Source organism: Paraburkholderia sp. 32, assembly GCF_050435345.1.
GTDB classification, from domain to species: domain Bacteria; phylum Pseudomonadota; class Gammaproteobacteria; order Burkholderiales; family Burkholderiaceae; genus Paraburkholderia; species Paraburkholderia tuberum.
The window spans coordinates 2248081-2266187 of sequence record NZ_JBNDKD010000003.1 but is presented as its reverse complement, the minus strand read 5'-3'; the positions used below and the strand labels follow the sequence as shown (position 1 = coordinate 2266187).

Genomic DNA, 18107 nt, shown 5'->3' with positions numbered 1-18107 from the left:
GCGTTGCGGCCGCGGCGGTGCCGTATCATCTGCCTATAAGCGGCCGCTTCGCGCAGTCGGCGAAGCGTGCCGCGGCTCGGGAGGAGCTTCTCATGTGGAGTCGTATTGGTCGCGCCGGAGTCACGGCGCTCGTATTGCCATGTTCGTTATTGGCCCTGACGGCCGCGCAGTCCGCCCATGCGGCGCTGGGCAGCGCGCCGCTCACCCCCCCGTCCGACGCGTCGGTGTCCTCCCGCGTGGTGCAGCCCGCCAGCGGCACATCGCAAAGTGTCATGCGTTCTGAATCGAGCGCGGCGTCTTCCACATCTTCCACACCCGCTTCCTACACGGTACGCGAGACCACGTTCGGCAACGGCACCGTGGTGCGCGAATACCTGAGCACGAGTGGCGCGGTATTCGGCATTTCGTGGCATGGTCCGCAAATGCCCGATCTCAGTGACCTGCTCGGCAGTTATTTCCCTCAGTACGTGGCCGGCGTGAAGGCCGTGCGGGCCGCGCGCGGCAATGCGCGGGGGCCGGTCGCCGTCGACGAGAGCGGGCTGGTGGTGCGTTCGGGCGGCCACATGGGCGCGTTCAGCGGCGTCGCGTGGCTGCCCTCCGCGCTGCCGGCCGGCGTCAGCGGTTCCGACATCCAGTAACGGCGAGGACCACGATGCGAACCATGCTCACGACCGCGAACATCAAAAGCTGGATGCAGGCCGCGCTTGCCGTGCTGCTCACGGCGACGCTCGTCGCCTGCGGCGGAGGCGGAGGCGGCGGTAGCGACAACAACTCCAGTTCCAACAATGGCGGCAGCACATCGAACGGACTGAACGGCGGTTCGCTGCCGGCCAGCCCGAGCCAGCAGCCGATCTCCGCGAACGCGTCGAACACGGTGCCGATCACGGTCGGCCGGGGCGTGGCCGGTGTCATCAACATCCCGACCGTCAGCGTGAGGATCTGCGCGCCAGGCTCGACCAGCAACTGTCAGACCATCGACAATATCCAGGTCGACACCGGCTCGTTTGGCCTGCGCGTGGTCAGTTCAGTGCTCAATTCGACGCTGCTCGGCGCGCTGCCGGTCAGCACGATCGGCAGCAACGCCGCGCAGCTCGCCGAGTGCGCGACGTTCGCGGACGGTTACACGTGGGGCTCGGTGCGTACCGCGATCGTGACGATCGGCGGTGAAACGACGACCGGCAGCATCCCGCTGCAGATCATCGGCGACAAGGCCGCGAGCACGGTACCAAGCGGCTGCGGCAGCGGCCCGGCCGAAAACACGGCCGCCGATCTGGGCGCGAACGGCATCCTCGGCATCGGCACCGCGCCGACCGATTGCGGCGCAACCTGCGCGAACACGACGACCGCGGCGACCTACAGCAACTACTTCGCCTGTCCGAACGGCACGTCGTGCACGCGCACCGCGGTGCCGATTCCGCAACAGATCGCCAATCCGGTCGCGAACTTCCCGCTCGACAACAACGGCGTGATCGTACAGATGGCACCGGTGTCGAACACCGGGCAGGCGTCGGCGACCGGCACGCTGGTGTTCGGCATCGGCACGCAGGGGAACAACCCGCTTGCCGCTGCGCAGGTATTCACGACCGACCCATACGGCGACCTCAACAACAGCACCTTCAACGGCACGACCGTCCAGGCGTTCCTCGATTCCGGCTCGAACGCCTATTTCTTCGGCGATAGCACGCTCACGCTGTGCGGCAGCCAGTTCGCGGGCTTCTATTGCCCGTCGTCGGCGCAGACCCGCACGGTCACGCTGGTCGGGAAGAACAACGTGTCGGCGGCCGCGAGCATCGGCATCGTGAACGCGCAGACGCTGTTCGCCAACGGCAGCAACTACGCGTTCAACACGCTCGCCGGCCAGATCGGCGGCAACGCCAGCTTCGACCTCGGTCTGCCGTTCTTCTTCGGCCGCTACGTGTACTACCACCTCGATCAGACCGCGAGCGGCGGTCCCTCCCCCTTCGTCGGCTACTGAAGCCGCACGTCGATCCAATGCCGGACGGCTTGCGTGACAGACGCGCGAGCCGTCCGCTCATCCTTCGAAATACCCCCGTTTCTCCGCCCTTATCCGCCGATCGGCGCTTGCGTCGAGCAGGAATAATCGCTGTCACTGGAAAGAGGCGCCGTGCCTCGGCCGACTGGAGAGCTTTGTGGCAGAGGACAGCGACCTCGAAAAAACCGAATCCGCCACCCCTCGGCGCCTGCAGAAGGCGCGCGAGGAGGGGCAGATCGTGCGTTCGCGGGAGCTGTCGACCTTCGCGCTGCTCGCGGCCGGGTTCTACGGCGTATGGGGCATGTCGGGCAGCATCGGCGAGCATTTGCAGAACATGCTGCGTGCGTCGCTCACCTTCAACCACGCGAGCGCGTTCGACACCAGCCGCATGCTGATCGGCGCGGGCTCAGCGGGTCGCGAAGGACTCTACGCGCTCGTGCCGATACTCGGCGTCACCGGACTTGCCGCGCTGCTCGCACCGATGGCGCTGGGCGGCTGGCTGCTGTCGGCAAAGGGGCTCGAGCCGAAGTTCAACCGGCTGAACCCGATCGAGGGCCTCGGCCGCATGTTTTCGATCAACGGACCGATCCAGCTCGGCATGTCGCTCGCGAAGACGCTGGTGGTGGGGTTGATCGGCGGCACGGCGATCTGGAATCGCCACGAGCAATTCCTCGCGCTCGCGACGCAGCCGCTCAATCTCGCGCTCGCCAACTCCGTGCATCTGATCGCGGTGTGCTGCGGCATGACGGTGGCCGGCATGTTCGCGGTGGCCGCGCTCGACGTGCCGTACCAGCTGTGGTCGTTCCACAAGAAGCTGCGCATGACGAAGGAAGAAGTGAAGCGTGAGCATCGCGAGAGCGAAGGCGATCCGCACATCAAGGGCAAGATTCGCCAGCAGCAGCGCGCGATCGCGCGGCGCCGCATGATGGCGCAAGTGCCGAAGGCCGACGTGGTCGTGACCAACCCGACCCACTTCGCGGTCGCGCTGCAATATACGGACGGCGAGATGCGCGCGCCGAAGGTGGTCGCGAAGGGCGTGAACCTCGTGGCCGCGCGGATTCGCGAGATCGCCACCGAAAACAACGTGCCGCTGCTCGAAGCGCCGCCGCTCGCGCGTGCGCTCTATCACAACGTCGATCTGAATCGTGAGATTCCGGGGCCGCTCTATGGCGCGGTCGCGGAAGTGCTCGCGTGGGTCTATCAGTTGCGCCGCTTCAAGGCCGAAGGCGGCGACGTGCCGGTCGCGCCGACCGAACTCGACGTGCCGCCCGAACTCGACAAGGGCGGCGTAGCGGACGAGGACGCCGCCGAGGAAGCCGCCAACACGCTGAACCCGGCCGACGACAATGCCAACGACGCCACTAGCGACGACCACAACGGAGCCTCCGCATGAACGCTCGCGCCGGTTTCCTCGCCCGACGCTCGGATGCGCTGAGCAGCACCAACCTGCGCGCCCTCGCCGGGCCGGTGCTGATCTGCATGATCCTCGGCATGATGATTTTGCCGTTGCCGCCGTTCCTGCTGGATCTGCTGTTCACGTTCAACATCGCGCTGTCGGTGATGGTGCTGCTCGTCAGCATGTACACGATGAAGCCGCTCGACTTCGCCGCGTTCCCGAGCGTGCTGCTGTTCTCGACGCTGCTGCGGCTGTCGCTGAACGTCGCCTCGACGCGGGTCGTGCTGCTCGAAGGCCATACCGGTCCCGATGCGGCCGGTCAGGTGATCGAGTCGTTCGGCCACTTCCTCGTGGGCGGCAACTTCGCGGTTGGTATCGTCGTGTTCGTGATCCTGATGGTGATCAACTTCATGGTGATCACGAAGGGCGCGGGGCGGATCGCCGAAGTGTCCGCGCGCTTCACGCTCGACGCGATGCCCGGCAAGCAGATGGCGATCGACGCCGATCTGAACGCCGGCCTCATCAACGAAGAGCAGGCTCGCACGCGGCGCAAGGAGATCTCCCAGGAAGCCGAGTTCTACGGCTCGATGGACGGCGCGAGCAAGTTCGTGCGAGGCGATGCGGTCGCCGGCCTCCTGATCATGGTGATCAACATCATCGGCGGGCTGATCGTCGGGATGGTCCAGCACGACATGAGTTTTGCCGCGGCGGGCAAGAACTACACGCTGCTGACGATCGGCGACGGCCTCGTCGCGCAGATTCCGTCGCTGGTGATTTCGACGGCGGCCGGCGTGATCGTCTCGCGCGTCGCGACCAACGAGGACATCGGCACGCAACTGACCGGCCAGCTGTTCACGAACCCGCGCGTGCTGATGATCACCGGCTGCATTCTCGTGCTGATGGGACTGATCCCGGGCATGCCGCACTTCGCGTTCCTGATTCTCGGCGGCGGCCTGATCCAGCTCGGCCGCACGATGAAGAAGCGCACCGAGGAGCGCAAGAACGCACCGGCGCTCGTCGACGTCGCGCCGGCCGCGCTGGCGCCGGTCGAAAACGCCGAGGCGAGCTGGGACGACGTGACGATGATCGACACGCTCGGCCTCGAAGTCGGCTACCGGCTGATTCCGCTCGTCGACAAGAACTCGGACGGCGAACTGCTCAAGCGGATCAAGAGCATCCGCAAGAAGTTCGCGCAGGAAATCGGCTTCTTGCCGCCGGTCATTCATATCCGCGACAACCTCGAATTGCGGCCGAACGGCTATCGGATCGCGTTGAAGGGCGTCGAGGTCGGCTCGGGCGAGGCGTATCCGGGCCAGTGGCTCGCGATCAACCCGGGCCAGGTATCGGCCGCGCTGCCGGGCACGCCGACCCAGGACCCGGCGTTCGGCCTGCCCGCCATCTGGATCGACACGAATCTGCGCGAACAGGCGCAGGTATACGGCTACACGGTCGTCGATTCGAGCACGGTGGTCGCGACGCACCTGAATCACCTCGTCGTCACGCACGCGTCGGAGCTGCTCGGCCGCCGCGAGGTGCAGTCGCTGGTCGAGCGGATGCAGAAGGACACGGCGTCGCTCGTCGACGATCTGGTGCCGAAGATGCTGCCGCTCACCACGCTGCAAAAGGTGCTGCAGAACCTGCTCGAAGAAGGCGTGCCGATTCGCGACATGCGCACGATCCTCGAAGCGCTCGCCGAACACGCGACCAAGCTCACCGACCCGCACGACCTCACCGCCGCGGTGCGGCTCGCGCTGGGCCGCGCGATCACGCAGCAGTGGTTCCCCGGGACCGCCGACATGCAGGTGATGGGCCTCGACGCGAACCTCGAACGGGTGCTGTCGCAGGCGCTATCGACCGGCCCGAACCCGGGCCTCGAACCGGGTCTCGCGAACACGCTGCTCACCGAAACGCAGAAAGCGATGACGCGTCAGCAGAACCTTGGCCTCGCTCCGGTGCTGCTGGTGCAGCACGCACTGCGGCCGATGCTCGCGCGCTTCCTGCGCCGCAGCCTGCCGCAGCTGAAGGTGCTCTCGTATGCGGAAGTGCCCGATACGCGCAACGTCAAGGTGGTCAATCTGATCGGCGCGCACGGCTGACGAAGGTCGCTCGCCCGCGGCTGTCGATACAACGCAACCGGCGCTCCAATGGGGCGCCGGTTTGCGTTGGCACGGCTCTCCCAGGCTCGTCCAACGATGCGTCTGCCGTGTGTCCATCGCGCGAATTACCCACCTTTAACGGTCTTTATCCATCGATCGTCGCCCGACGCCTTTCGCAATAATTGATCGCAATGGGAAGCGGTGTATTGCCGGTCCGTCAGTCCGTATACCTCATCGGGGGTCCAGCTTGAACATTCGTAAATTTGTCGGTGCTACCAGTCGCGATGCGTTGCGTCTCGTTCGCGAAGCACTTGGCCCCGATGCGGTCGTGCTGTCGAATCGCACGATGGACGACGGCAGCGTCGAAATCGTCGCGCTCGCCGATAGCGATCTCGCCGCGATCACGCCGAAAGCGCGCGAAGGCGCGCAGGCCGCGGCGCTCGGCACGGGCTCAGGTGCGGCATCGACGCTGGCCCCGCGCGGCTTGTTCGCGGCGCCGACGAATCCGTACGCGAGCGCAATGCCGGACGTGTTTTCGTCGGTGTTCGGCGCGAGCCCGGAAGCGGGTGGTGAAGCGACGCCGGCGATCGAGCCGGCGAATGCGGCTGCGGATTTCATGGCCGGCTCGGTGAACAGGACGGCGCTCAATTCGGCGCTCAGCCAGGCGCTCAGCATGTCCGCGAATCAAGCAGCGCCCGCCGTGAGCCAGTCGGCGTCCAGCGCGGCCACATCGTTCAACGCACCGGCCACGCCCGCCGCTGCCGCCGCGCCTTCCGGCGCGAGCGCCCGCGCCGCGGCCGCGCGCCTGTCGAAAGACATCCGCGCGGATTTGCTGAAAGCTGCCGGCGTGCCGGTACCGCCGGCTAACGCATCGAGCGAAGCCGCCGCGCCGCGCACGATGGCCGAGTCGAATCCGTGGCTCATCGATCACGCGCGCCGCCTCGCGGCCGAGCAGCAGCAACAGAGCGGCCAATACAGCGCGCGTCCCGCCGCGATGACGCCCGCCGTCGCGACCGCCAAAGGCCTCGGCAGCGCAGTCGACGCGCGGCCGGCCGCCGTGCCGCCGGTGATCGACACGCCCGACTGGGCGCGCGAAGCCGCCGAAGCCGCTGCGCGCCGCGCCGCTCAGAAGATCGCGCCCGTGCCGTCCGCTACTGACGAAAGCCGCACGCCGTCCGCCGTCGCCGAAGCGATCAAGGGGCGCATGGAGCAGGTCGTCAAGGACACCGTGATGAACGAGCTGTCGTCGATGCGCGACATGATGGAAGAGCACTTCGCGGGTCTGCTGTGGGGCGATCGACAGCGCCGCAGTCCCGCACGCGCCGCGCTCACCAAGCACCTGTTCGCCGCCGGCTTTTCCGCGCAGCTCGTGCAGATGCTGGTCGACAACCTGCCCGAAGATGTCGACACGATGGACGGCGGCATGGACTGGGTGCGCTCGGTGCTCGAGTCGAACCTGCCGGTGATGGAGGACGAAGACGCGCTGATGGAGCGCGGCGGCGTATTCGCGCTGATGGGGCCGACCGGCGTCGGCAAGACGACGACCACCGCGAAGCTCGCAGCGCGCTGCGTGATGCGCTTCGGCGCGAGCAAGGTGGCGCTGCTGACGACCGACAGCTACCGCATCGGCGGTCATGAACAGCTGCGCATCTTCGGCAAGATTCTCGGCGTTTCGGTGCATGCGGTGAAGGACAGCGCCGATCTGCAGCTCGCGCTCTCGGAGTTGCGCAACAAGCACATCGTGCTGATCGACACGATCGGTATGAGCCAGCGCGACCGGCTCGTGTCCGACCAGATCGCGATGCTAAGCCGCGCCGGCCAGCCGGTGCAGCGTCTGTTGCTGCTCAACGCGACGAGCCACGGCGACACGTTGAACGAAGTCGTGCAGGCGTATCAGCGCGCGTCGGACCAGCAGCCGCTCGCCGGCTGCATTCTGACCAAGCTCGACGAAGCGACCAACCTCGGCGGCGTGCTCGATACGGTGATCCGCTACAAGCTGCCGGTGCATTACGTATCGACCGGACAGAAGGTGCCGGAGAACCTTTACGTCGCGACCAAGAAATTCCTGATCAAGAGCACCTTCTGCATTCCGCGCGACAACTCGCCGTTCGTGCCGCACGACGACGACATCCCCGCTTTGCTGTCCTCGCTGTCCGCACGTTCGACGGCCGAGCTGCACGAGGTTCGCTTTGGATAAGTTCGTTTCGGATCAAGCCGAAGGGTTGCGGCGGCTGCTCGGGCGCGGCGGCGCGCGCGTGATCGCGTTGGCGGGGGCGTCGTCGGGCGTCGGTAATACGACCGTGGCGGTCAACCTCGCCGCGGCGCTCGCACAGCAGGGCAAGGACGTGCTGGTGATCGACGAATGCGTCGGTGAGAAGTCGGTGAGCGCGATGCTTGGCGGCTTGCGCGGCGCGGGCAACTTCGCGGCGGTGATGCGCGGCGAGAGCCCGGTCGATTTCGCCGCCGCGCGTCACGCGCTCGGTTTTTCGGTGCTGTCCGCCTCGCGCAACAACCGCGAGGGGCATACGGAGGCCGAACTCGGTGTGCTGCTCGGAGGCTCGGCCGATATCGTGCTGATCGACGCGCAACTCGACGACGAAGGGCATCTGTCGCCGCTCGCCAAGCAGGCGCATGACGTGATGATCGTCGCGCGCATGTCGGGCGAGGCGATCACCGAGGCCTATGCGTGCATCAAGCGTTTGCATTACGCGCACGCGATCGCGCAGTTGCGCGTGCTCGCGAATCACGTACAAAGCGCCGACGACGCGCAAGCCGCGTTCGCGAATCTCGCCGGCGTGGCCGGCCGTTACCTGACCGTCGCGTTGGAAAACGCCGGCTGCATTGCGGCCGACGTGCGCATCGCACGGGCACTCGAGCTGTCGCGCTGCGTGGTCGACGCGTTTCCGTCGACACCGGCCGCGCGCGACTTCCGCCATCTCGCCGCCGAATTGCAGTACTGGCCGATGCGGCCAGCGATGTCGTCGCAAACGCCCTGGCGGGCGCCTGCGACAGTTACAGCGGCGCACCACGCCGACCAACCGTCCGCGCATCACGCTTGAAAGGCGTGCACGAAGGACAAGGGGAGCACGATGTACAACGCTCAGGGAAAGATTTCTCAGGCCGAAGTTTTGACGAAGTACGCACCGCTCGTGCGTCGACTCGGCTTGCAGCTTGTCGCGAAAATGCCGGCGAGCGTCGATCTCGACGACCTGATCCAGGCCGGCATGATCGGTTTGCTGGATGCCGCCGGCCGCTACAAGGAAGACCAGGGCGCGCAGTTCGAGACCTATGCCAGCCAGCGGATTCGCGGCGCGATGCTCGACGAGTTGCGCAGCAACGACTGGCTGCCGCGCAGCCTGCGCCGCACGTCGCGCGAAGTGGAATCCGCGGTGCACAAGGTGGAGCAGAACCTCGGCCGCTCGGCGAGCGAGGCGGAGGTCGCCGAGCACCTGCAAATGCCGCTCGACGAATATCAGTCGATGCTGCAGGACCTGCATGGCAGCCAGCTGATCTACTACGAAGACTTCGACCGCTCCGCCGACGACGAACCTTTTCTGGACCGCTACTGCGTCGATCATTCCGATCCGCTCTCGGCGCTGCTCGACGACAGCCTGCGCTCGGCGCTCATCGAAGCGATCGACCGCTTGCCGGAGCGCGAGAAGCTGCTGATGTCGCTCTACTACGAGCGCGGCATGAATCTGCGCGAGATCGGCGCGGTGATGGAAGTCAGCGAATCGCGCGTGTGCCAGTTGCATAGCCAGGCCGTGGCACGCCTGCGCGCCCGACTGCGCGAAATGGCCTGGGCGAACGCCGAAGCGAACTGACGCCACCGCGGCGCCGCACGCCGTTTTTCAAACGCCGCCTTCAGATGCGGCGGTGCGCCGATGCCGATGCGCGCCTGTGCCGCCTGCCGTTGCTCAGGCGTTCGCCATCTCATGCTCGGCGGCGAGCGCGAGAAACGCCGAGCGCGACATACCGCGCGCCTGCGCATACGCGTCGATCTCCTGCACCAGCACCTCGGGCAGCGAGATGTTGATGCGAACCGCCTTCTTCAACGCCGGAATATTGCGCGTCGTCACGAAACCCCATGTGAACCCCGCGAACTCGGGATTGCGCCGATGCTCGCCTAGCGTGAGAGGCTCGGGCAGCGGCAGCCCTTCGTCGAGCAAGGTTTCGAGATGCGATTCGATTGCCTGTTTCGCGTTCACATACGCTTGTTCGAGCGTGTCGCCCGCGGAGTAGCAGCCTGGAATATCGGGCACCACGACGCCGAACGCGTGCGTGTTGTCTCCGGGTTCGATGGCGATCGGAAAGATCAGATGCTTCATTTGAGCCCCGCCTGTTTCAGAATGCTGTTCAGGGTGCCGGCCGGCAAATCTTTTTTCGGATGCGGGACGGTCACGAGCCCCCGTTTTCCCGCGTGCCTGAAATGATGGTGACTGCCCGCTATGCGGACGAGCTGCCAGCCATTCGCTTGAATCAATTTGACGACCTCGGCACTGTTCATACATCATACCCTCCATTATACACACGCCTACACAAACTAACGAGCAAACAAGCTTCCGCCCGTCGAATTGCGGCCGCGTCGAAGCCGCGGCGTTGGCGAAAGCTCGAACGAAGTCACCATTTCAACGTGACGAGGTGGACTAGCGCCAGCTAGCCGAACGGCTAACGCAGCGCGGAACGGACAGGGAAGTGGGTGGAAAAGCGGCGGCGGAAAACGAAAAAGCCCGTCAATGACGGGCTTTTTCATTCATTTCGTGTATTGCTCGATTGCAGGCCGGGCAGGCGGGCCGATCAAAGTCCCGAATAAACCGGAACTCGTCCATCCGGCCCGTACAGATTCGTCTTGCGCGGCACGTTGACTTGCAGCGCCTTTAGCGCGCGCTCGTTGTAGTCCATCCGCACGCGGATCAGCTCGCCGTTGTTGGTGTTGACGCGCCGCGCGCGATCCGCGGCTTTCTGCAGCAGCTTCCATTGCGTCGCGACGCGCGCGTCGGTGCTGGCCGCGAGCTCCATGCCGGACCAGCCGGTCGGAAAGCCGAGTTCGGCCAGATGCGAGTCGCGCGCGGCTTCGAGCCTCGCGAGCACGCCGATCAGCTCGGTTTTTTTCTCGACGATCGCCGGCAACTGCTCCAGCGGCGAGACCGCCGTCAGCGCTTTGGTTTCGAGAGTGAGGATCGAGGCGAATGCCTCGACGGTCGAATATTCTTCGATCAGGGTAGCAACGAGGGCTTCTTTCATATCAACAACTCGCTACGCACACTGGCTCGCGAACGGCGCGCGAACCGGGTTGGTCGGACGCCGCCCGGCAGATCACCGCGCGGCGAAATGCCGATCAGTTGCCGGTCGACGAGGTTTTGTTCTGCAACAGGTCGCGCGCCGTCTGCAGCACGCCGTCGGCGATCTTGCCGGAGTCGATCTGCAGCTTGCCGTCCTTGATCGCCTGTTTGATCGACTCGACGTGCGCGGTGTCGATGTCGGCCGAGCCGGAGGCCGCGAGGCTGCGCAGATGCTGCGACAGACCCGACAGGCTCACGCTCGTTTCGCTCGACGCGCTGCTCGCGGCCGGCGCGGCCGTGCTCGTCGCGCCCTGGGTGGTGCTGGCTGCCGGCGTGGCTTCGTCGCTCTGCTGCGAACGGGACAAAGCGTCTTTCAAGGACGGCAGATTTGAAGAGGTGGTGGGATCGACTTTCACGATTGGCTTCCCTAACGATTTGATCCTGATAACGGCAACCGCTGATCAAAACTTTAGCGCAATCGCTCGACACCCGGCTCGCCGCCAGGTGGCCATCTACCCCTTTCAATCCCCGTCCGTCTGCCCTGGCCACCGGGGCGCCACCCGTTTCGACGGTGCTCGTTGCCACCAGCCCGCTCACATCTGGATCTCCACCGTGCCGCCGTCCTTGACGATGCCGGAGATGATCTGGCCGTTGGCGGTCTTCACGCGCACCTGCTGGCCCGGCGACGCGTTGTTCATCGCGCTGCCCTCGGACGAGATCGAGAAACCGTCGCCGGCCGCGATGACCCGCACGGTCTGGCCGAACACCACCGCCGACGCGCTCTTCAGCATGTCGCGGCGCAGCGGCATGCCGCCCGCGATCCGCACGAGCGAGACCGAGCCGACCGCCTGCGACGGGTCGGTGACGATCGCCTGCGGCAGGCCGGTCAGGTCGCCTTCGCGCGCGACGAGGTCGGCGGCCGTGAGGACTTCGCCCGGCGCCATCGCGCGGGCGGCGAGGTAGTAGGTCGCATGCAGCGAGATGCGCGCCTGCAGATAGATGGTCCACGGCCGCTCGCCCGCGCAGCGCACGCCGACCGTCAGCCGGCCCCACAGGCGCGCGCCGGTCGGCATGAACGGTTCGAGCGACGTGCACGCGGCGAGGCCGCGCGGAAACGCGGACGCGACAGTGATGTCGGCCTTGCCGGGCAGGCCGACGGCCTGCTGTTGCAGGAACGCGAGCGCGCTCGCGTGAATCGCTTCCGGGTCCTGCTGGCCTGGCAGCGGCGCGGCTTGCGCAGCCGTCGCGGCGGTAGCGGTCTGCGGCGTTCTCTGTGCAATGACGGCCGCCGCTTGGCGCGAGCCAGGCGACGTCGCGGGTGTTCTCGCGATCCCGGGATGCGCCGGCTGCGCCGCAGCGGCCGCGATCGGCTTGCCATTCGCGCCGAACTCGGGTGGCTCGCCGCGCGCAGCGAGACTGTCGAAACCGTCGCCTTGCGGCGCATTGGCCGCGACCACGCGCTGATTCGCGACGCTGGCGGCCGGGCCCGCTTCGACATTGACGCGCGCGACGCCCGACGCCCCGGTGCTGGCCGCCGGCGGAATCGTCACGACGCCGTTGGCGTCCGGTTTGAAGTTGGTGCGGATGATGGCCGGCGCGGCGGCAGCGGGCTCGCCCGCGCCCGGAATGACGATCGCGCCGCTTGCGCTCGCGGCACGCCCGAACGTATCGGTGTCGCGCGACCCGCTCGCGCGGCCGAGCGACTGTGCGGTCGCCGCCGCGAGCGACGCCGCCGCCGCGCTGCGCTGCGCCGGCGTCTGAATCCGTTGCGCGAGATCGTTCAGCGCGGCGGGATTTTTCTCGGCGGGCCCGGCAATCACGATCGGGCCGCCCGCGTCCTGCGCCTGGGTCGTGGCCGGCAGCAACACGATGCCGCCCGCAACCCATACCGCGACGTTGACGGCCGCCCGCGTCAGGCAATGCGCAAGGCAACGCGAGAAAGAGCGCGGCACCGGCTGGGCGAGCGCGCCCTCCGAACCATCGCCCCGTTCATCGACCCGGCCACCCCCCACGCGACGCATCGTCGTGCCGCTCGCCGGCTGCGGCAAGGTGTTGGTGGGCTGGTCCATCGCGGGTCTCCATCGAATGCATCGGTACGCCTTGCATTCTAGTGAGCGCCGCTTTCGCGCAAACGTTGAATAGAAGCCCCCTTTCCCGGTTATTCGTCCGATTGCCGCTTGCGCGCGGCCCATAAGATGCATCACATGCAAAAAGGCCTTCGCGCCCGCCGCGTGTCTCTCACGATGCGCACACGGGACGGCCTTGGAAACGTTCTCGGGAGATTCCGATGCTGGACAAGCTCGATGCCGAATTCGCATTCGGCCGGCAGGCGATGGATGTGCGCGCATACCGGCAGGAACTGCTGTCGTCGAATATCGCGAACGCCGACACGCCCGGCTACAAGGCGCGCGATATCGACTTCGCGTCGTCGCTCGCCGGCGCGCTGAAGAAGACGGGCGGCAGCACCGCGGGCCAAGGCGCATCGAACAGCTCGACGCTCGCGATGACGCAACCCGCGGGCGTGACGAGCGGCATGTCGATGAACACGACCGAGGCCGGCCACATGAGCGGCAAGGCCACGCTGACGGCGACGGGCGGCAGCCCCGACGATTACGGCAACCTGCAATACCGGATTCCGCTGCAGCCGGCGCTCGACGGCAACACGGTCGACGTCGACACCGAGCGCGTGCAGTTCGCCGACAACACGGTGCACTTCGAGTCGGGTATGACGGTCGTGTCGAACCAGATCAAGACGATGCTGTCGGCGATCACGTCGGGCTCGTCGTAAGCCGGGCACGAGCACGGCACCCAGGCAGGGCGCATAGCAGCTGAACACAGGCAGCATGCACGCACGAACAGAAACGCTACGGGACTTAACGTAAAGCCGGTGCGAACCGGCAGGAGAGGTCAGGAAACATGCCATCCCTGATGAACATTTTTGGTGTCGCGGGTTCCGCGATGTCGGCGCAGTCGGAGCGGCTCAACGTGACGGCGTCGAACCTGGCCAACGCGGACAGCACGACGGGCCCCGACGGTCAGCCGTACAAGGCCAAGCAGGTCGTGTTCGCGGTGAGCCCGCTCGGCGGCGCGCGCACACGCTCCGGCCAGCAGGTCGGCGGCGTGCAGGTGACGGGCGTGGTCGACGATCCGTCGCCGATGAAGACCGCGTACGAGCCCGGCAATCCGGCCGCCGACGCGAACGGCTACGTGACGCTGCCCAACGTCGACCCGGTGCAGGAGATGGTCAACATGATCTCGGCCTCGCGCTCGTACCAGGCCAACGTCGAAACACTGAACACCGCCAAAACCCTGATGCTGAAAACGCTCACGATCGGAACCTGAGGAGAGAGCCTTGACCACCAACACCACGATCGGCGGCAGCGGCACGACCGTTTCGCAGACGCTGCTCGACACGATGAACGGCACGAGCAGCAGCTCGAGCGCGACCAGCTCGACGAGCAGCACGTCGAGCAGCACGTCGGGCACGTCGGCGGCGGACCTGCAGAACACCTTTCTGCAGCTGCTCGTCGCGCAAATGCAGAACCAGGACCCGACCAATCCGATGGACAGCTCGCAGATGACCTCGCAGCTCGCCGAGATCAGCACGGTGCAGGGCATCAGCCAGCTCAATACGTCGCTCTCCTCGCTGTCGACGCAGCTGTCGGCGGGCCAGCAGTCGCAGGCCGCGTTGCTGATCGGTTCGACCGTGCTCGCACCGGGCAACTCGATCACCGTGGCGAGCGGCAAGACGAACGAGTTCGGCGTCACGCTCGCGAACTCCGTCAGCGACCTGCAGATCGTCGTGAAGAACTCGGCCGGCACGATCGTCAACACGCTCGATCTCGGCAAGCAGTCGGCCGGCACGATTCCGGTTGGCTGGACGCCGACCGATTCGGCGGGCAACACGCTCGCCGACGGCACCTACACGATCACCGCGACAGGCACGATCAACGGCCAGCAGGCGACGGCTACCACGCTCACCGGCGCGACGGTGGAAAGCGTCGTCCAGCAGAGCAGCGGCACGCCGGGCCTCGTGCTGTCGAACGGCTCGACGGTCGACCTGACCGGCGTCGCAGCGATCCTCTGATTCAGATCAATTCAGTTACGACTTTCCAGACACGGAGCACGTCATGGGTTACCAACAAGGTTTGAGCGGTCTGTCGGCGTCGTCGAGCGATCTCGACGTGATCGGCAACAACATCGCCAACGCCAACACGGTCGGCTTCAAGAGCGGCACCGCCGAATTCGCCGATATGTACGCGAACTCGATCGCCACCGCGACGAGCCAGCAGATCGGGATCGGCACGCAACTGTCCGAAGTGCAGCAGCAGTTCTCGCAAGGCACGCTCACCACGACGAACCAGGCACTGAACGTCGCGATCAACGGCAACGGCTTCTTCCAGATGTCGAACAACGGCACGCTGACCTATTCGCGCAACGGCGTGTTTCAGCTCGACAAGAACGGCTTCATCACGAACGCGCAGGGCCTCGATCTGATGGGCTACGCGGCCAATAGCTCGGGCATCATCAACACCGCGCAGACCGTGCCGCTGCAGGTGCCGACCGCGAACATAGCGCCGCAGGCGACCACCTCGATCGCCGCGGGCCTGAACCTGAACGCGCAGGACAACATCATGCTGAGTGCGCCGACGGTGACTAACACCGGCGGCACGGCGCTGACAACGACCGGCGCGACGATCACCGACGCGACCGCGAACACTAACAACGACACCTACTCGATCACCTTCGACGGCGCCGGTGGTTACACGGTTACCGACACTACGGCTAACACCGCGCCGGTTTCCGGCACCTACACGGCCGGCACGGCGATCACGCTCGGCAATGGCCAGAGCGTGACGTTCACCGGCACACCGTCGGCTACCACCGCCTACACCGTCGCGCCAACGCCGACTGCGTTCAACCAGAACGACTCGACGACCTACAACTACTCGACCAGCACGACGGCCTACGATTCGCTCGGCGGCTCGCAGACGGTCAACATGTATTTCGCCAAGACCGGTGCCGGCACGTGGAACGTCTACGCGGGCACCTCGACCGGCACGGCGTCGCTGGTCGGCCAGGCGACCTTCAATTCGTCGGGCAAGCTGGTCAGCACGACCCAGCCTGCCGTTCCGGCCACCACGCCCGCGACGTACGTTGCCACCGCTACGCTCGGCGGCTTCACTTTCTCGATCCCGACCGCCGATGGTTCGTCGACGCCGCAGAACCTCACGCTGAACATCGGCACGACGACGCAGTACGGCGGCAAGGACGGCGTGAACAGCCTGCAGACCGACGGCTTCGCGGCCGGCCAGCTCACCGGCTTCACGGTCGGCTCCGACGGCACGCTGACGGGCAACTACTCGAACGGGCAGACCGCGGCGCTCGGCCAGATCGTGCTCGCGAACTTCTCGAACCAGAACGGCCTCGTCGACCTCGGCAACAACGAGTACGGCCAGACGGCTGCCTCGGGCGTCGCGCAGATCTCGACGCCGGGATCGACCAATCACGGCGTGCTGCAAGGCGGCGCGGTCGAGAACTCGAACGTCGATCTGACGAACGAGCTGGTCAACCTGATCACCGCGCAACGCAACTATCAGGCGAACGCGCAGACGATCAAGACCCAGCAGGCCGTCGACCAGACCCTGATCAACCTGTAAGCGAACAGGAGTTCTTCATGGATCGGCTGATCTACACCGCGATGTCGGGCAGCGCGCAGGCGCTCGAACAGCAGGCGATCGTCGCGAACAACCTCGCGAACGCGTCGACCACGGGCTTTCGCGCGCAGCTCGAAACCTACCGCGCCGTGCCGATGTCGTTCGGCGACGGCAGCGCGATCAACGACGACACGACCCGTACCTTCGTGCTGTCGTCGACACCGGGCGCCGACTACACGCCGGGGCCGATCCAGCAGACGGGCAATCCGCTCGACGTCGCGATTCAGGGGCCGGGCTGGCTGTCGGTGCAGACCGCCGACGGCAACGAGGCCTACACGCGCGCGGGCAATCTGCACATCGACGAAAACGGCCAGCTCGTGAACGCGACCAATCAGGTCGTGCTCGGCAACGGCGGGCCGGTATCGGTGCCGCCGGGCGCGCAGATCACGATCGGCAAGGACGGCACGGTGTCGGCATTGACGCCGGGCGATCCGCCCACCGCTGTGGTCACCGTCGATCAGCTGAAGCTGGTCAATCCCGATCCGCAGTCGCTCACGCGCGGCGATGACGGTCTGTTTCGCACCGCCGACGGCAATCCCGCCGACGCCGATCCGACCGTGACGGTCGCGCCGGCGTCGCTCGAAGGCAGCAACGTGAATCCGGTCAGCGCGATGGTCTCGATGATCACCAACGCGCGCCAGTTCCAGATGCAGACGCAGTTGCTGGAAAACGCCGACAAGAACGATCAGTCCGCCAACCAGCTGCTCAGCTTCAGTTAACGGATTGCCGCGGGGCGCCCTACGAGGCGCGCTCCGAGACCGCTTTGCATGGGGCCGGAGTAAGCGCTAAAGCGCCAACTCCGCCCGACATTGGAGAACCATAAGTGAACCGCTCACTCTATATCGCCGCCACCGGCATGAATGCGCAACAGGCGCAGATGGACGTGATCTCGAACAACCTCGCGAACGTCAGCACCAACGGCTTCAAGGGCTCGCGCGCGGTGTTCGAGGATCTGCTGTACCAGACCATCCGCCAGCCGGGCGCGAACTCGACGCAGCAAACCGAACTGCCGTCCGGCATCCAGCTCGGCACCGGCGTGCAACAGGTCGCGACCGAGCGTCTGTACACGCAGGGCAACCTGCAGCAGACCGGCAACTCGAAGGACGTCGCGATCAACGGCGGGGGCTTCTTCCAGGTGCAGATGCCCGACGGCACGACCGCCTACACGCGCGACGGCTCGTTCCAGACCAACGCGCAGGGTCAGCTCGTCACGTCGAGCGGCTACCAGGTGATTCCGGCGATCACGATCCCGACCAATGCCACCTCGCTGACGATCGGCAGCGACGGCGCGGTGTCGATCACCGTGGCCGGCTCGAGCAATACGCAGCAGCTCGGCACGATGCAGCTCGCGACCTTCATCAACCCGGCCGGCCTCGACGCCAAGGGCGAGAACCTGTTCTCGGAGACGGCGTCGTCGGGTGCGCCGAACGTGTCGCAGCCGGGTCTGAACGGCGCGGGCACGCTCAACCAGGGTTACGTGGAAGCGTCGAACGTGAACGTCGTGCAGGAACTGGTGAACATGATCCAGACGCAGCGCGCGTACGAAATCAACAGCAAGGCCGTGACGACCTCCGACCAGATGCTGCAGACCTTGAGCCAGATGCAGGTTTGAGGACTGGAAAT

Annotated in this window: 18 protein-coding genes; 13 read left to right on the top strand and 5 right to left on the bottom strand. The window is 66.1% G+C overall.

The window, feature by feature from the left end; genetic code table 11:
• The first annotated feature begins 92 nt into the window (after nt 1–92).
• From OKW26_RS33315 to OKW26_RS33285, 7 genes are all read left to right on the top strand, one after another.
• The gene (locus OKW26_RS33315; protein WP_184065972.1) at nt 93–638 is read left to right on the top strand and encodes a DUF2844 domain-containing protein; all 546 of its coding nucleotides are present in this window, start codon (nt 93–95) and stop codon (nt 636–638) included.
• 14 nt (nt 639–652) lie between these two features.
• Nucleotides 653–1975 carry a DUF3443 domain-containing protein gene (locus OKW26_RS33310; protein WP_429356310.1) on the top strand — a complete coding sequence of 441 codons (1323 nt, stop codon included), beginning with the start codon at nt 653–655 and terminating at the stop codon, nt 1973–1975.
• Between the two features lie 175 nt (nt 1976–2150).
• A complete protein-coding gene (gene flhB / locus OKW26_RS33305; protein WP_429356309.1) occupies nt 2151–3386 on the top strand; it encodes a flagellar biosynthesis protein FlhB in 1236 nt (411 codons plus the stop codon).
• Nucleotides 3383–5485 (top strand): flagellar biosynthesis protein FlhA, encoded by a 2103-nt coding sequence (gene flhA / locus OKW26_RS33300; RefSeq protein WP_187615278.1) that lies wholly within the window; start codon nt 3383–3385, stop codon nt 5483–5485. Before flhB ends, flhA begins: the two co-directional genes overlap by 4 nt.
• Nucleotides 5486–5732: 247 nt before the next feature.
• Complete coding sequence (gene flhF / locus OKW26_RS33295) at nt 5733–7682, top strand: flagellar biosynthesis protein FlhF (protein WP_184065961.1); 1950 nt, start codon at nt 5733–5735, stop codon at nt 7680–7682.
• On the top strand, nt 7675–8544 hold the full coding sequence (locus OKW26_RS33290) for a MinD/ParA family ATP-binding protein (RefSeq protein WP_187613876.1): 870 nt from the start codon (nt 7675–7677) through the stop codon (nt 8542–8544). The genes flhF and OKW26_RS33290 overlap by 8 nt, the downstream gene beginning before the upstream one ends.
• Nucleotides 8545–8574: 30 nt before the next feature.
• Nucleotides 8575–9309, top strand: a complete 735-nt coding sequence (locus OKW26_RS33285; protein ID WP_090802497.1) for an RNA polymerase sigma factor FliA — start codon at nt 8575–8577, stop codon at nt 9307–9309.
• Between the two features lie 93 nt (nt 9310–9402).
• Here the strand turns inward: OKW26_RS33285 and OKW26_RS33280 are convergent, their stop codons facing one another.
• The 5 genes from OKW26_RS33280 to flgA all read right to left on the bottom strand — a co-directional run bounded on the left by OKW26_RS33280 (nt 9403) and on the right by flgA (nt 12836).
• Nucleotides 9403–9813, bottom strand: a complete 411-nt coding sequence (locus tag OKW26_RS33280) for a type II toxin-antitoxin system HicB family antitoxin (protein WP_187613875.1) — start codon at nt 9811–9813, stop codon at nt 9403–9405.
• The gene (locus OKW26_RS33275; protein ID WP_013090886.1) at nt 9810–9992 is read right to left on the bottom strand and encodes a type II toxin-antitoxin system HicA family toxin; all 183 of its coding nucleotides are present in this window, start codon (nt 9990–9992) and stop codon (nt 9810–9812) included. Before OKW26_RS33275 ends, OKW26_RS33280 begins: the two co-directional genes overlap by 4 nt.
• A 290-nt stretch (nt 9993–10282) precedes the next feature.
• Entirely contained in the window at nt 10283–10729 is a 447-nt protein-coding gene (locus OKW26_RS33270; protein WP_429356308.1) for a flagella synthesis protein FlgN, read from the bottom strand.
• 94 nt (nt 10730–10823) lie between these two features.
• The gene (flgM, locus tag OKW26_RS33265; protein ID WP_429356307.1) at nt 10824–11183 is read right to left on the bottom strand and encodes a flagellar biosynthesis anti-sigma factor FlgM; all 360 of its coding nucleotides are present in this window, start codon (nt 11181–11183) and stop codon (nt 10824–10826) included.
• Between the two features lie 177 nt (nt 11184–11360).
• Nucleotides 11361–12836 (bottom strand): flagellar basal body P-ring formation chaperone FlgA, encoded by a 1476-nt coding sequence (gene flgA, locus OKW26_RS33260; protein WP_429356306.1) that lies wholly within the window; start codon nt 12834–12836, stop codon nt 11361–11363.
• Between the two features lie 218 nt (nt 12837–13054).
• Between flgA and flgB the strand changes: the two genes are divergently transcribed.
• The 6 genes from flgB to flgG all read left to right on the top strand — a co-directional run bounded on the left by flgB (nt 13055) and on the right by flgG (nt 18096).
• Entirely contained in the window at nt 13055–13555 is a 501-nt protein-coding gene (gene flgB, locus OKW26_RS33255) for a flagellar basal body rod protein FlgB (RefSeq protein ID WP_090802505.1), read from the top strand.
• Nucleotides 13556–13683: 128 nt separating this feature from the next.
• Nucleotides 13684–14109, top strand: a complete 426-nt coding sequence (gene flgC / locus OKW26_RS33250) for a flagellar basal body rod protein FlgC (RefSeq protein WP_026225509.1) — start codon at nt 13684–13686, stop codon at nt 14107–14109.
• 10 nt (nt 14110–14119) lie between these two features.
• Nucleotides 14120–14854, top strand: coding sequence for a flagellar hook assembly protein FlgD (locus OKW26_RS33245; protein WP_184065943.1), 735 nt, complete (start codon nt 14120–14122; stop codon nt 14852–14854).
• A gap of 43 nt (nt 14855–14897) precedes the next feature.
• Nucleotides 14898–16427 carry a flagellar hook-basal body complex protein gene (locus tag OKW26_RS33240; protein WP_429356305.1) on the top strand — a complete coding sequence of 510 codons (1530 nt, stop codon included), beginning with the start codon at nt 14898–14900 and terminating at the stop codon, nt 16425–16427.
• 17 nt (nt 16428–16444) lie between these two features.
• Complete coding sequence (gene flgF, locus OKW26_RS33235) at nt 16445–17203, top strand: flagellar basal-body rod protein FlgF (protein ID WP_184065937.1); 759 nt, start codon at nt 16445–16447, stop codon at nt 17201–17203.
• A gap of 104 nt (nt 17204–17307) precedes the next feature.
• Nucleotides 17308–18096 (top strand): flagellar basal-body rod protein FlgG, encoded by a 789-nt coding sequence (gene flgG, locus OKW26_RS33230; protein ID WP_429356304.1) that lies wholly within the window; start codon nt 17308–17310, stop codon nt 18094–18096.
• Nucleotides 18097–18107 lie beyond the last annotated feature (11 nt).

Coding starts and splice junctions, on each gene's coding strand:
- OKW26_RS33315 (WP_184065972.1), top strand. CDS start 93: ATGTGGAGTCGTATTGGTCGCGCCGGAGTCACGGCGCTCGTATTGCCA.
- OKW26_RS33310 (WP_429356310.1), top strand. CDS start 653: ATGCGAACCATGCTCACGACCGCGAACATCAAAAGCTGGATGCAGGCC.
- flhA (WP_187615278.1), top strand. CDS start 3,383: ATGAACGCTCGCGCCGGTTTCCTCGCCCGACGCTCGGATGCGCTGAGC.
- OKW26_RS33285 (WP_090802497.1), top strand. CDS start 8,575: ATGTACAACGCTCAGGGAAAGATTTCTCAGGCCGAAGTTTTGACGAAG.
- OKW26_RS33280 (WP_187613875.1), bottom strand. CDS start 9,813: ATGAAGCATCTGATCTTTCCGATCGCCATCGAACCCGGAGACAACACG.
- OKW26_RS33275 (WP_013090886.1), bottom strand. CDS start 9,992: ATGAACAGTGCCGAGGTCGTCAAATTGATTCAAGCGAATGGCTGGCAG.
- OKW26_RS33270 (WP_429356308.1), bottom strand. CDS start 10,729: ATGAAAGAAGCCCTCGTTGCTACCCTGATCGAAGAATATTCGACCGTC.
- flgA (WP_429356306.1), bottom strand. CDS start 12,836: ATGGACCAGCCCACCAACACCTTGCCGCAGCCGGCGAGCGGCACGACG.
- flgB (WP_090802505.1), top strand. CDS start 13,055: ATGCTGGACAAGCTCGATGCCGAATTCGCATTCGGCCGGCAGGCGATG.
- flgC (WP_026225509.1), top strand. CDS start 13,684: ATGCCATCCCTGATGAACATTTTTGGTGTCGCGGGTTCCGCGATGTCG.
- OKW26_RS33240 (WP_429356305.1), top strand. CDS start 14,898: ATGGGTTACCAACAAGGTTTGAGCGGTCTGTCGGCGTCGTCGAGCGAT.
- flgF (WP_184065937.1), top strand. CDS start 16,445: ATGGATCGGCTGATCTACACCGCGATGTCGGGCAGCGCGCAGGCGCTC.